This is a genomic window from Thermoleptolyngbya sp. PKUAC-SCTB121 (assembly GCF_016919485.1).
Classification (GTDB): Bacteria; Cyanobacteriota; Cyanobacteriia; order Elainellales; family Elainellaceae; genus Thermoleptolyngbya; species Thermoleptolyngbya sichuanensis.
In genome coordinates, this window is record NZ_CP070366.1 from 752,456 (window position 1) to 765,070 (window position 12,615).

At 55.6% G+C, this 12,615-nt stretch carries 12 protein-coding genes; 7 read left to right on the plus strand and 5 right to left on the minus strand.

All coding sequences use genetic code 11. The features are described from left to right. Positions 1-87 precede the first annotated feature (87 nt). From cobO to JTM80_RS03165, 6 genes are all read left to right on the plus strand, one after another. On the plus strand, positions 88-783 hold the full coding sequence (gene cobO, locus JTM80_RS03140) for a cob(I)yrinic acid a,c-diamide adenosyltransferase (protein ID WP_172354123.1): 696 nt from the start codon (positions 88-90) through the stop codon (positions 781-783). A 116-nt stretch (positions 784-899) separates the two neighbouring features. Next, on the plus strand, positions 900-1,064 hold the full coding sequence (locus JTM80_RS03145) for a hypothetical protein (protein WP_205371511.1): 165 nt from the start codon (positions 900-902) through the stop codon (positions 1,062-1,064). Positions 1,065-1,831: 767 nt separating this feature from the next. Beyond that, positions 1,832-2,026 (plus strand): NblA/ycf18 family protein, encoded by a 195-nt coding sequence (locus JTM80_RS03150; protein WP_068512792.1) that lies wholly within the window; start codon positions 1,832-1,834, stop codon positions 2,024-2,026. A 502-nt stretch (positions 2,027-2,528) separates the two neighbouring features. Next, positions 2,529-3,401, plus strand: coding sequence for a universal stress protein (locus tag JTM80_RS03155; protein WP_172354124.1), 873 nt, complete (start codon positions 2,529-2,531; stop codon positions 3,399-3,401). Between the two features lie 74 nt (positions 3,402-3,475). Continuing rightward, positions 3,476-4,654: a 1-acyl-sn-glycerol-3-phosphate acyltransferase gene (locus JTM80_RS03160; protein WP_172354125.1), complete on the plus strand. Its 1,179-nt coding sequence runs from the start codon at positions 3,476-3,478 to the stop codon at positions 4,652-4,654. 419 nt (positions 4,655-5,073) lie between these two features. Further along, positions 5,074-7,278, plus strand: coding sequence for a peptidase domain-containing ABC transporter (locus tag JTM80_RS03165; protein WP_172354126.1), 2,205 nt, complete (start codon positions 5,074-5,076; stop codon positions 7,276-7,278). A 110-nt stretch (positions 7,279-7,388) separates the two neighbouring features. Here the strand turns inward: JTM80_RS03165 and JTM80_RS03170 are convergent, their stop codons facing one another. The 3 genes from JTM80_RS03170 to JTM80_RS03180 form a co-directional block, all read right to left on the minus strand. Further along, a complete protein-coding gene (locus tag JTM80_RS03170; protein WP_172354127.1) occupies positions 7,389-8,111 on the minus strand; it encodes an amino acid ABC transporter ATP-binding protein in 723 nt (240 codons plus the stop codon). Beyond that, the gene (locus JTM80_RS03175) at positions 8,104-8,775 is read right to left on the minus strand and encodes an amino acid ABC transporter permease (RefSeq protein ID WP_225906748.1); all 672 of its coding nucleotides are present in this window, start codon (positions 8,773-8,775) and stop codon (positions 8,104-8,106) included. The genes JTM80_RS03170 and JTM80_RS03175 overlap by 8 nt, the downstream gene beginning before the upstream one ends. Positions 8,776-9,140: 365 nt before the next feature. Further along, on the minus strand, positions 9,141-9,413 hold the full coding sequence (locus JTM80_RS03180; RefSeq protein WP_172354129.1) for a hypothetical protein: 273 nt from the start codon (positions 9,411-9,413) through the stop codon (positions 9,141-9,143). Positions 9,414-9,559: 146 nt separating this feature from the next. Here JTM80_RS03180 and JTM80_RS03185 point away from each other — a divergent pair, with 146 nt between their 5' ends. Then, positions 9,560-10,732 (plus strand): transposase, encoded by a 1,173-nt coding sequence (locus JTM80_RS03185; RefSeq protein ID WP_172353422.1) that lies wholly within the window; start codon positions 9,560-9,562, stop codon positions 10,730-10,732. 46 nt (positions 10,733-10,778) lie between these two features. Here JTM80_RS03185 and JTM80_RS03190 read toward each other — a convergent pair whose 3' ends face one another. Next, positions 10,779-11,453 carry a hypothetical protein gene (locus JTM80_RS03190; protein ID WP_205370577.1) on the minus strand — a complete coding sequence of 225 codons (675 nt, stop codon included), beginning with the start codon at positions 11,451-11,453 and terminating at the stop codon, positions 10,779-10,781. Positions 11,454-11,801: 348 nt separating this feature from the next. Continuing rightward, positions 11,802-12,479, minus strand: a complete 678-nt coding sequence (locus JTM80_RS03195; RefSeq protein ID WP_172354131.1) for a DUF305 domain-containing protein — start codon at positions 12,477-12,479, stop codon at positions 11,802-11,804. Positions 12,480-12,615 lie beyond the last annotated feature (136 nt).

Here is a 12,615-nt window from a genome sequence, read left to right on the forward strand (position 1 = left end):
GTGGCTAATCTATGACCCACCTCTGCCCCACCTGTGACTATCCTGCGGCCTCTGCTATAGCATGGGGAGGTTCTCGTTTCAGGTTCTATGGTGATGACCGAAAACCTTGCCCTCACGCCCCAGGCTGACCAAGAAGCCGAGCAGCTTGACCAGGAGGCGACTGCGCCCGGCCTCAGTGATGAGCAGTATCGCCGCAAGATGCAGCGCCGGAAGGAGGTTCAGGAACAGCGGCTAGCAGAGCGATCGCTCACAAAAGGCCTCATCATCGTCCACACGGGCAATGGCAAGGGCAAGACGACTGCGGCCCTGGGTATGGTGCTGCGATCGCTCGGTCACGGGCATCGGGTCGCCATTGTGCAGTTCATCAAAGGCGCATGGGAACCTGCTGAAAAGACCGTGCTGCATCCCTGGACAGCGGGCGATCCGCCGCAGTTGGTCTTTCACGCAATGGGCGAGGGCTTTACCTGGGAAACGCAAGACCGCGATCGCGACATTCAAAAAGCGCACGAAGCCTGGGAGACTGCCTTGACCTATATTCAAGATCCCGATGTCAAGCTGGTGCTGCTTGATGAAGTCAACGTTGCGCTAAAACTGGGCTATCTGGCTGTGGATAGCGTGCTGGCCGGGCTAGCGCAAAAGCCAGAGGAGTCTCATGTCATCCTCACCGGGCGCGGCGCACCGCAGGCGCTGATTGACCGGGCGGATTTGGTGACAGAGATGACGCTGGTGAAGCATCCGTTTCGGGAGCAGGGCGTGAAGGCACAGCCGGGAATTGAGTTTTAGGGCGATCGCCCACCAGTGCCCATGAATTCCTAATTTTTGTAGCAAAAGCTACCGTTTGTTGTGGGCGATGCTATTCTGAAGAAAGTATTTCTCTATTACCTTCATCAGAATTGCAAATGTTGGGACTTAACAGAAAAAATCGGGTTTCTCGCGAACAGGTTGCTCAGATGCACCACGACAACCTGCGCCAAAATATTCAGCGTCGTCTGGAAGCTGCTCGCGCCAAGGGCGATGAGGCGCTAGTGCGTCAGCTTGAAGCTGAAGCCGACTATATTGGCTAAGTCTGAGTGGGGCTAAGCCTAGGTAGGGCTAAGGCTGAGTAGGGCTAGGTCTCAGTAGCGTACAAGCTGGATCGGGGCCAGGTAAAAGGATTCACAGGATTTGCGCGGCTAGTTCCGGCTGCTGGTTTCGACAGATCCAACCGACCTCTGATCAACGTTTTCCTATTTGGCAGATTACATAAATGGCGATCGCCTCTATCCCCAGGGCGATCGCCATTTTTTGTGTCTTATCTCACTGATCGCATCGCCCCAGTGTTACAAACGCTCTCATAATTGCCCCAAAACTCTATTCAGGCTTTCTTTAAGCTTTTTTTGCGTATTCCACCAAAGCCATACTGATGAATCTTTATAAGAAGTTCAGAGCGATGTGATTTTTGTCAAGTCCTCAAGATGTTCAATCCGAACTTTTTTACATTTCTTCACTTGCTAAAAGTAACTCCAACTTGGCTGCACTTCGGCCGCCAGGAATGATCCATCAACCGGAGGATGGCGATCGCCCGACACACTGCACACACCTTGATGGACAAGCCAGCAGGAACCTTGACCAAGAATCGATTCAAAGATCTTGCCTAAGATTTCAAAGACTTACCCACGGGGGGACTGTGCATTTTGTCAAACGATTGTTATCTTTTTTAATAGAAAGGTGGAGGCATGGAGCCTGTTTTAGGGAACCCTACGAGGAACCTATCCAGCTAGCTTCCCAAGGAAGCTCGAATCCAACCATGTTCGACTTCTGACGTTGTTTACCTCAGTCAAGGAGAATTCCAATGAACGAACGAATTGAACTCTCTCTGGAACAGCAGTTCAGCCTGCGGTCTTTTGAAACCCAGGTCGAAAACATGAGCCGAGAACAGGCCCAGCACTTCCTGGTCAAGCTCTACGAGCAGATGATGCTGAAGGATGCCACCTACAAGAGCCTGCTAAAGCATCAGTGGGGCATCGAAGGCGGGGCGCAGTTCTAGTCTGCTAGAGTCGCAGTAGGCGACCTCCCTCTCTTGCTCGATTCCTGGCCTGTTGGGAAAGGAGCTGGGGATGCTGGGGCGTCCGCTCGATCTCAAGCAATCTCAAAAGCCTGATTGCCTTCTCCCGTCTCTGCTGATTAGCACTAAGTCGTTGCAAATCCTCTAAACATTCCAGACGTTTTCTTGGCCCTGGCTCCTGTCAATCTTTTCAGGTTTTGCGTTTAAGCGGCGTACCGACAGTGACCCTGTGCCAGTCCTTTGATGATTTTGCTGAGTAGCTGACCAGGAACCTACAGTCCAGTGGCGTTTCACCCTGGTTTCCCCTGCCTAACGAAAGCCCTGATGCCTGTCTAACGTTTCGATAGAGTAGTTTCAGGGGAAAAGGGTTCGAGTTTTTCGCGTTGAGATGGTAGGGTTGGGTAGAGTTTTGCCGCGCCAATCGGCAGCCGTAACTTGCTAGGCAACTCTCACCATGCAGTTAATAGCGCCCCCTTCATCGCGTATGTTCAAGCGTGCTTTGATTTGCACCGACTTTAAGGACGGTCTCTATCGCTTCGCCCGCTTTGTCCCCAGCCTCTCGGCATCCGGGCTACAGCAGATTACGTTTTTACACACGGTTCCAGTTCTGGAGGGGCAAATCCCTCGCGAATCTGACAAGCCATTTGTGGAGGCGCGAGAGCGTTTTGCAAAGCTGCTGGGTGATGTACCTGCTGGGGTTGATGTGCAAGTTGAGGTGGCTTGGGGCAAGCCCGTCGAGCATATTCTTTCAGCCCGCAAGAAATATCAAAGCGATGTCGTCTTTATTGGAACTGCGGGAGATGGACTGCTGAAGGAAAAGCTGTTTGGCAGCACGCCTGTCTCTCTCTGTCAGCAGGGAAACGTAGCACTCTTGATTCTACGTCCCCAGTTGGTTTCTGCCTTCACCGAAGAGGAGCTAGACCTGCGGGCCCGTCACCTTTTCCGCTACTTGCTCTTGCCCTATGATGGCAGCGAAGCCGGACAGGCGATGCTCCGCCAGGTGAAGCAACTGGCCGCCGATCGCCCCTCTGGCACTTTAGAGAAAGCCTTGCTGTTCACGTCTATTGAAGAGGTGGCTCGTAGCTCTGTGCTGCGGGATGCAAAGCGCGAAGAGGCAGCGAAGAACTTGGAAGCGGCAAAGCGAGAGCTAGAGGCGCTAGGCGTGAAAACGGATACGATGGTGGCGCATGGCAATGCGGTGACGCAAGCGCTGGAAACGGCAATTGATATCGACATTACGGCGATCGCCACGTCGTCCAAAAGCATTGGGCGATTGGTAGAACTGTCGGTTCCCAGCTTTACGGGCGATCTGCTGCGCCGAAGCTGGCACCCGATTCTGTTTTTCCCGCCGTCCTAGTGATTTGCCCCGATTCATTCACCCCTTCCTAACGCCTCGGCCCAGGCCTTTATTCAGCCCCCGCTCGCTCCGCTATGCCGGACTTTTATCCGCCCAAGCTGTCGCCGCCGCTGGTGTGGGCGGTTCAGCGTGCGTCGCCGCTCGTAGCTCGCTACTATCACAAAATGCGGCTAGAGGTGCAGCCAAGTTGCCTAGAGACGCTCCGCACGCTCCAGCCCCATCGTCTGCTGCTGCTGCCCAACCACCCCACCCACCATGACTGGATTGCGCTGTTTCTGCTGTCGGCGCGGTGGGGACAGCCGTTTCACTATCTGGCGGCGCACGAGCGGTTTGGCGGCGCAACGGACTGGTTTCTTCAGCGGATGGGGGCGTATTCGCTGCGGCGGGGACTGGGCGATCGCCCCAGCATTGCAAAAACGATGGAGTTACTCTCCCAGCCCCGCTGTCGGCTGGTGGTGTTTCCGGAGGGCGGCTTCTCTTTTCAAAATGACACGGTGATGCCGTTTCGGGTGGGCGCAGTGCAACTGGCGATGCAGACAATGCAGCGACAGGTGAGGCAGGGCACACCCGTTGAGGCACTGGAGGATTTGTATGCTGTGCCGATTGCGCTGAAATATCGCTATCACGGCGATATGGCTCCGGTTATTGAACAAACCCTAAACCAGTTAGAAAAAGCGCTATGGGTGTTTCCCAGCAGCACCGACTGGTATGAGCGGCTGCTGGTGATTGGCGAGCAGGTGTTGCTGGGGTTCGAGCGCGACTATGGGCTGCCGATTGTAGAAACCGTGTGGCGATCGCGCCCTGACCGCATTCAGCGGGTCAAAGACCACATTTTGAACTATTGCGAACGCACGCTGAAGATTGCGCCGAATCTCCACGAACCGCTGCGGGAGCGGGTCTATCGCATCCAGCGCAGCCTAGAGGCACAGGCAGAAACCCTGGATCTGCGAACCCAAGAGGCGATCGCCCGCGCTGCTGCCCAGTTGCTCAATTTCAACGCCATCTCCGACGGCTATGTGGCCGCCAACCCCACCCCAGAGCGATTTCTCGATACGCTCATTCGCCTAGAGCGGGCCGTGTTTGGCATCGACCAGCCGCCCCCCAAGGGCGATCGCACGGTCATTCTCCGCGTCGGCGAACCCGTAAACCTGACGCAACACCTAGACGACTATACCCAAGACCGAACTCAGACCGTCGAGCAGCTAACCGAAAAGCTCCGCAGCACCGTCCAGACCAACTTGGATCTCATGTAGGTCAAGCAACTAGATCCAGCAATCCTAATCGCTCCAAGCCCTTAGTCTTCCTAAAGAGGGACTGACCCCCAAACCCACCCTGCGATAGCATTGCGAAACGCGCCCTGATAGGACTTACCAACCTGAAGCCTCTGGGACTCCTCGCCCCCCCTAACAAGGGGGGAACCGAGCCTGATCCCCCCTCGCCCCCCTTGTTAAGGGGGGAACCGAGCCTGATCCCCCCTCGCCCCCCTTGTTAAGGGGGGAACCGAGCCTGATCCCCCCTCCCCCCCTTAACAAGGGGGGGAACCGAGCCAGTTCAGAAGGGCCCTTATTTTCAGGGAAGCGGCCCGTCAGCACAGAGACTCCGAAGGATCTAACCGCAGCCCCCCCATTCCTTGCCCAATTCCCTCTTCGTTCTTCGTTCTTCGTTCTTCCCCATGCCTCGCTACCCCCTCATCCTCCAGCACAGCCGCGAAGACTGTGGCGTAGCATGTCTGGCCTCGATCGCCAAGCACTATGGACGCACCGTATCCTTTACCCGCATCCGCGAAGCCATCGGCACGGGGCAGCTGGGCACGACGATGCTGGGGTTGCGACGGGGAGCCGAGTCGCTGGGGTTTCGGGCCCAGTCGGTGGTCGCGTCGGACGAGGTGCTGGAGGCGCTTGACCGGATGCCACTGCCTGCGATTTTGCACTGGCAGGGCAATCACTGGGTGGTGCTATATGGACAGAGGGGCGATGCGCGAAACGATCCCTACGGGAATCGCCCCCAGGATGGCTTTGTGATTGCCGATCCGGCGGTGGGGCTGCGCTTCTTGTCGGGGGCGGAACTGCTGGCAGGCTGGGCAAACGGCGTGATTCTGCTGCTGGAACCTGATCCAGAGCGCTTTTTTAGCCAGCCCAATGATCCGACAGTAACACTCGCCCAGCTTTGGCAGCGAATTCGCCCCTACCGCTGGGTGCTGCTGCAAGTGATGATCTGCGCCAGCCTAATCGGGCTACTGTCGCTGGCATCGCCTATGTTTCTGCAAATTTTGACGGACGAGGTGCTGCTGCCTGCTGAGGAAACGGGAGCCTTGCCCGAACAGCGGCGGATGCTTTTGGGCATTGTGGCGGCGGTGATGCTGCTCTACCTATTGCGGAGCGGACTGTCGCTGGCAGCGGATTTGCTGATTGCGCGGTTTGCCCAGCGGCTAGAGTTGGGCTTTGTGCTGGAGTTTGGGCAGCAGGTGCTGCGGCTGCCGCTGACCTACTACGAAACGCGGCGCAGTGGCGAGGTGGTCAGCCGTCTGCGCGACATCGAGGAGATTAACCGCCTGGTGTCGGATGCGGTGGTGAGCCTGCCCAGTACGCTGCTAGTGGCGGTGGTGTCCTTTGGACTGATGCTGTTTTATAGCTGGCGGCTGACGCTGGTGGCGGTGCTGGTGGCGATCGCCATGACCCTTTCCACCATCTGGTTTCAGCCTGTGCTGCGGCAAAAGACGCGGGCGGCGATGGTGTTGGAAACCGAAAACCAGGGCGTGCTGGTGGAAACCTTTAAGGGAGCGCTGACGCTGAAGGTGCTGGATGCGCGATCGCCCTTTTGGGAAGAACTTCAGCAGCGGTTTCGCAGGCTGGCGGCACTGCTGCTGGAGACCATGCAAATCGGCATTATCAACAGCAACTTCAGTGCGCTGATGTCAGATCTGGGCAATGCGCTGCTGCTGGGCATCGGCGGGCTGCTGGTGTTTAGCCAGGATTTATCGGTGGGGCAATTGCTGGCGTTTACCACGCTAAACCGCAACGGAGTGGCGCTGGTGGACTTGCTGGTGAACTATGTAGACGACGGGGCGCGGGTGCAAACGGCAAACGCCCGCCTGCATGAGGTGATCGCCGCCACGCCCGAAGCCGAGCGCCTAGACAAACCCTGGAAGACGCTGGCCGACGATGCGGCGATCGCCTGTGATGGAGTCAGCTTCTTCTATCCCGGTCGGGTCGAGTTGCTGAAGGACTTCTCCCTGACGATTCCCGGCGGCCAGGCGATCGCCCTGATCGGCCGCACGGGCTGTGGCAAAAGCACCCTAGCTAAGGTCATCGCCGGACTGCACTCACCCCAGTCGGGCACGGTTCGCATTGGCAACGATGCGCTACAAGACCTATCCCTCGCCTGCGTGCGACGGCAGGTTATCCTCGTGCCCCAGGATTCATTTTTCTGGAGCCGCTCGATTGTGGAAAACTTTCGCCTCGCCCAGCCCCAGGTTACACAGTCAGACATTCAAACCGCCTGCCAGATGACGGGCGCAGACGACTTTATTCAAAAGCTGCCAGACCGCTACCAGACGATTTTGGGCGAATTTGGCTCCACCCTCTCCGGCGGCCAGCGCCAGCGGCTGGCGATCGCCCGCGCCCTGCTTGCCGACCCGCCGATTTTGATCCTGGATGAATCGACCAGCGGTCTCGATCCGGTCAGCGAATCTGAACTATTGGACAAACTGCTGTGGCAGCGTCGGGGCAAGACGACAATCCTGATCAGCCATCGCCCCAACGTCATTGCGCTGGCGGATTGGGTCGTGTTTCTGGAAGAGGGACGCTTGAAGCTTGCAGGGACGATGGAGGACGTGCGATCGCAGGCAGGCGACCACCTCAACTTCCTGACCGTTTAATTGCAACGGACCTACGCACTTACAACAAGCTCTCTGGGTTTTGGACGATTTCGTCGCCAGCGCCGCAGCCAGTGCGCGTCACCCACGGGTCAAAATGCACAGCAAAAGCGCTACAGCACCTTCTCCAAAAACTGCTGCGCCCGGGCGCTCTTGGGCGTAGAGAAAAACACGTCCGGCGGCGCGTCTTCTGCAATCTTGCCGCCTTCCAAAAACAGCACCCGATCCGCCACGTCTCGCGCAAAGCCCATTTCGTGCGTCACAATCGCCATCGTGATGCCCGTCTGCGCCAGAGACTTCATCACGTCCAGCACTTCTTTCACCATTTCTGGGTCGAGCGCCGAGGTCGGCTCGTCAAACAGCATATACTCCGGCTCCATCGCTAGCGCCCGCACGATTGCCACCCGCTGTTTTTGCCCGCCAGATAGCCGGGAGGGATAAACGCTGGCCTTTTCTGCCAGCCCCACGCGCTCCAGCAATTCCATTCCTTTCTCCTCTGCCTGTGCTTTGGATACGCCTTTCACCTTGCGTGGCGCGTAGGTGAGATTTTCCAGCACCGTCATGTGGGGAAACAGATTGAAATGCTGAAATACCATGCCCACATTCTGCCGCACTTTTTGAATGTCACATTTTGGATCAGTGACTTCGACATTGTTGATGTAAATGCGGCCGCGAGTTGGCGTTTCCAGCAAATTCAAGCATCTTAAAAAAGTCGATTTTCCAGAACCGGAGGGGCCAATGACGGCCACCACTTCGCCATCTTTAATCTCAGTGGAAATGTCTTTCAACACATCCAGCTTGCCAAAGGATTTTGTCAAAAACTCAACTCTAATCACTTCTCCGCATCCTCCGTTCAAATCGTCGTGCAAACAGTGTCAGCCCCATCACCAAAACATAGTAAATAACACCCGCCAATAGCAATGGCTCAAAGTAGATAAACTTTTCTGCGGCCACTATCTGCGCTCGCCGCATCACGTCCAACGCCCCTACTGTAGACACCAGCGCCGAGTCCTTCAAAAGCGCAATACTGTCGTTTACTAGCGCAGGCAAAATATTCTTAAACGCCTGAGGCAAGATGATGTCTTTCATCATCATGGGATAGCCCACGCCCAGGGTTTGTGCTGCTTCTCGCTGCCCCTTGTCCACGGCCAAAATGCCGCCCCGAATGGTTTCCGAACTATAAGCAGCCGAATTTAGCGCAAAGGTAATCACGCCGGCCTGTAGACCCGAAATTGGATACCCCGTCAGCTGCGGCGTTGCGAAGTAGATTAAAGCCAACTGCAAAATCAGCGGCGTGCCGCGAAAGACTGAAGTATAAACATCGGCAAACCAGCGCAGCGGCTTAAACGTGGAAACCTTGAAAAAAGAAAGGACAATGGCTAATGCAAAGCCAAACAAAGCAGATAGGAGTGTAAATAGAAGTGTGACCTGAATGCCTCCCAGGATATAGGGAATATTGGGCGCAATCTTGCCAAAGTCAAGGTTGAGTTGTCCCAGCAAGGGTGGGGATAATTCTAATATGAACGTACTGCAATCCATGCCGTTTGAATTCCTCAGGTTTTCTGATCGCGCCAGATCATGACAAGAACCTCAATCGTCTCGCAGATATCTGACAAAGCCACTGGGGCAGCTTGAGTTGGGCTTAACGACCTATCCCAATGGGGGGGGTAACGCTAACACCAACTGCTGAAAAGAATGCTCTTTTCTAAAGTCTCAAAGAACTCTAAGAAACACAAGTTTCAGCTTTGCGATGCCACAGGTGGTCAAGCTCCTGTGTAGGTTATACAGTTTGATGCTCGGAGCGCCAAAACTCAAAGCAACAGCATACTATGGCTTTTGCGCTGAAATAGTACGGAGGGAGACAGTCAAAAAAAGTTTGAAATGCTTATTTTGCGGTGATCTCTAACTTTCTCGTCGAAACGGCAAAATTCTGGCAGGGCTGGCCCTGTCGGGGTGATTTGGGCGGATCGCCCTGCAAATTTCACAGCCCAAAGCATGGTCTTGCTGAAGCGTTTGGTGCGCTTCAGACCGTTCCAAAACTCATCTTTGTGTTCAGCATGACTTAAGATTTTGCAACCCGATTGAGCCATGAGATTGAGCGATTCAATCGGGATGCCGAATTTTGCAAGCCGATTCATTGGCAAGAGTTTGCCTATGGATGTCCTAGCTGCAATGGGCTATTGGCCTGCTTGACTGACAAAACAGGTTAAAGCTGGAACGAAAGCCATGCGGGAAGCAGAGCATGATTTAGGCTGAGAAGTAACCACACAAACCAGTCAAATCAATGTCACCGACTTCCCGTCTTTATGATGCGTTGAATGATTTTCTGCGTCAATGCGACATTCAGTGGCAGGATGCTCGCCATCTGCAAACACTGTGCTGGATGATCATTGGCATGATTGGAAGCCAAAACGTTCATCTCAATGGATTTGGGGTGTATGTGAGGAGTCGCGCTCAAATGGCTCAATCCCACCAACGCCGGTTTCGCCGCTGGTTGTCGAATCGGCGGATCAATGTCGCGTCCGCTCATCATGCGCTGATTGGGCAGGCTCTGTCCAACTGGCAGACCCAACGACTCTACTTAAGCCTCGATACAACGGTCGTATGGAATTGTTTCTGCATCGTCTGGGTCGCAGTGGTGTACCGAGGAAGAACGGTTCCGGTCGCTTGGAAAGTGGTGGCGCAATCAAGCAGCACCGTCAGGTTGTGGACGATTCAACGGGTACTGCGGCAAGCGCAACGGCTGATGCCCGAAGGTGTCGCGATTGTCCTTTTGGCAGACCGAGGGTTTGCCGATGGCAAGTTGATGAAATACCTCCGGGAGAATCTGGGTTGGCATTTCCGCATCCGCATCAAACGCTCCTTCCAATTTCAGCACCAAGGGCAGTGGCGCCAGGTATCGTCGGTTCAATTGCAACCAGGACAAGCTTACTTTACGCCTGCAGTGTCGGTGGGTAGAACAAAGCCCTACGACAATGTTTACCTTGCCTTTGCCCACGACAAACTCAGCAGCGAGAATTGGACAATTGTGAGTGATGAGCCGACGAACTTGCAGACGTTTGCCCAATATCGACTGAGATTTCAGGTGGAGGAGTCGTTTTTGGATTTGAAGTCCAACGGGTTTAATCTCGAAGCCTCCAGACTCAGAGACAAGGTTGCCCTTTCCCAGTTGTGTGGGGTAATCGCCTTGACGATGCTGTTCTTAGTTCTCCAAGGGGTGCAAGTGGTCGCATCCGGCAAGCGTCGCCAAGTCGATGCTCACTGGAAGCGCGGCATGAGTTATCTCAAGCTGGGCTGGAATTGGATTCGGCTGGCTATCACTCACCAGTGGAAGATTCACGTTTATCAGTTCCTCTCCTGTTCACCTGACCCTCAACCTGCCATCGCATCAAGGCGACAACACGATGACTCCCTAAAGCGTGAATTCACTGTCCTCAGCCGTATTCCAGCTTCTTAGTTTTGTCAGTCAAGCAGGGCTATTGGCTAAAAGCGTCGGATGTGCGTTATCCCCAGTAGCCTGTTGGCCCATCCGCAGGCAGATCCGCCAGCAGATCCCAAAGGTCGTTCTGGTGCTGGAGTTGCCACCATTCGGCATCTAGCAGGCTCAGTTCTTCTGCGTCGATCCAAGGATCAAACAGGGGCATAGATGCTTCTAACCCGATGGGTTCCTCGAACAGGGGTTCTGGCGGGGCGATTCCCGCACGGATCGCTTCACGAATCGCTACACAGGGCGCAGATGGCGGTTGCCATCGCAGAAGATCCTGGGTCGCTAGGGGCGCTAGGGGGGCGATCGCCCGGTCGAGGACTTCGGGTGGCGCGATTCCCGCAGGGATCGCTTCGCGATTCGCGGCGAGCGGCTGGGGCAGAGGGGCGATTTCCGCACGGATCACTTCGCGAATCGCCAGAGGATCAGCAAATTCCACTGGCGCGACGGGTGCCGCCATCACTGCTCCTGCCGAGTCTGCCCATTCTTCCAGACCCATCGCCGCAACCTCTGGCGGGGCAATCGTGGCGTAGACGGAGACCATCGCCTGCAAGAGATCCTGGGGTGCGGCCAGCCCAACCAGCATCGGCGGCGCGTCGATTTGCAGCGATTGGGCGATCGCCGCCTGGGGTGCATCTTGGGCGGCCAGCGCCGCTAACGTGTAAACCGCAACATGGGAAAGCGCCTTAGCCATGAGTCTCAGGGAGGGGGTGAGGAGAGAAACAGCAACCGGGTCGCCTGCCTACATCGTTGCCGCATTGCCTAAGCTGGTCTGCGCCAAAAGAATCCAAACGAGGGCAGCGTCCCTCACTTAATACATACGTGCCAACGGTGACGAATCAGGACAGGCAATCTGCTGACTGAGCAATTTTCTCAGGCGGTTGCGTGTCTTGATGTTTTGAGACTTCAGTAAACCTATTGCATCAATGCTTTTCTGGAAACGTGCATCGTTGGGCAGCACCGTCGCCCAACGATTCACGCAAGAGGTCTAGTGTGAAACCTCAGAGAGTGGGACGTGACGTTGAGATAGGTAATAGGGACGCTATTTCCCGTACCAAGCTTTGCGCCAGGCCTGCATTTGCTCAATTTCCTGCTTTTGGGAAGCGTAGATTTCTTCTGCCATCTGGCGGAGTTCAGGGCGATCGCTCTTTTCCAGCGCCTCCTGCGCCATCACCAATGCCCCTTCGTGATGCGGAATCATCGCCTCGATAAACCGCAGATCGAACTGGTCATCCGCCGCGCCAAGGTCGCCCGCCATCCTCATCGCGTCGCGCATTTCTGGGGTCATAGGCATCATGTGGTTCATGCTGTCGTGCCACATCACGGGCTGATCGCCTGCATTGGGATACCACGCCTTGCGCCAGGCCTGAAGCTGGCTGATTTCCTGTTCCTGGACACGGAGAATGGCTTCGGCGAGGGTGCGAATTTCAGGACGGCTGGACTTTTCCAGCGCTTCTTGCGCCATCAGCACTGCGCCTTCGTGGTGGGGGATCATGCCGTCGATAAACCGCAGGTCGAAGGAGTCGTCCTTGGGCCCCAAGCTCATGCTGCTGTGATCCATGCCGCCCATATTGTGACCCATTGTTGCGGGAGCGGTGGACTGGCTGTTCTGGTGGCCAGAGTCGTGGCTACAGGCAGCTAAGCCCAGGCTTCCAGCAAAAACGACCGCGAGGAGGGTCTTTTGGATATTTGCTTTGACGTTCGCTTTTTTGAGGTTCATCGGTCAATGTGAATCTAAAGTCTACAAGTTGAGATCAGAGACGTTATTCCACTCTAGATTCTCCAGTTTGCTGGAGAGTCAAGCCCGGTGTGGAAGGCGGGACGGAAACATGGGGTGGGCGATCGCTCAAATCCCA

Excerpts from the sequence above, each read along its gene's own strand:
- cobO (WP_172354123.1), top strand. The coding sequence starts at position 88 with ATGGTGATGACCGAAAACCTTGCCCTCACGCCCCAGGCTGACCAAGAA.
- JTM80_RS03145 (WP_205371511.1), top strand. The coding sequence starts at position 900 with ATGTTGGGACTTAACAGAAAAAATCGGGTTTCTCGCGAACAGGTTGCT.
- JTM80_RS03150 (WP_068512792.1), top strand. The coding sequence starts at position 1,832 with ATGAACGAACGAATTGAACTCTCTCTGGAACAGCAGTTCAGCCTGCGG.
- JTM80_RS03155 (WP_172354124.1), top strand. The coding sequence starts at position 2,529 with ATGTTCAAGCGTGCTTTGATTTGCACCGACTTTAAGGACGGTCTCTAT.
- JTM80_RS03160 (WP_172354125.1), top strand. The coding sequence starts at position 3,476 with ATGCCGGACTTTTATCCGCCCAAGCTGTCGCCGCCGCTGGTGTGGGCG.
- JTM80_RS03165 (WP_172354126.1), top strand. The coding sequence starts at position 5,074 with ATGCCTCGCTACCCCCTCATCCTCCAGCACAGCCGCGAAGACTGTGGC.
- JTM80_RS03180 (WP_172354129.1), bottom strand. The coding sequence starts at position 9,413 with ATGAATCGGCTTGCAAAATTCGGCATCCCGATTGAATCGCTCAATCTC.
- JTM80_RS03185 (WP_172353422.1), top strand. The coding sequence starts at position 9,560 with ATGTCACCGACTTCCCGTCTTTATGATGCGTTGAATGATTTTCTGCGT.
- JTM80_RS03190 (WP_205370577.1), bottom strand. The coding sequence starts at position 11,453 with ATGGCTAAGGCGCTTTCCCATGTTGCGGTTTACACGTTAGCGGCGCTG.
- JTM80_RS03195 (WP_172354131.1), bottom strand. The coding sequence starts at position 12,479 with ATGAACCTCAAAAAAGCGAACGTCAAAGCAAATATCCAAAAGACCCTC.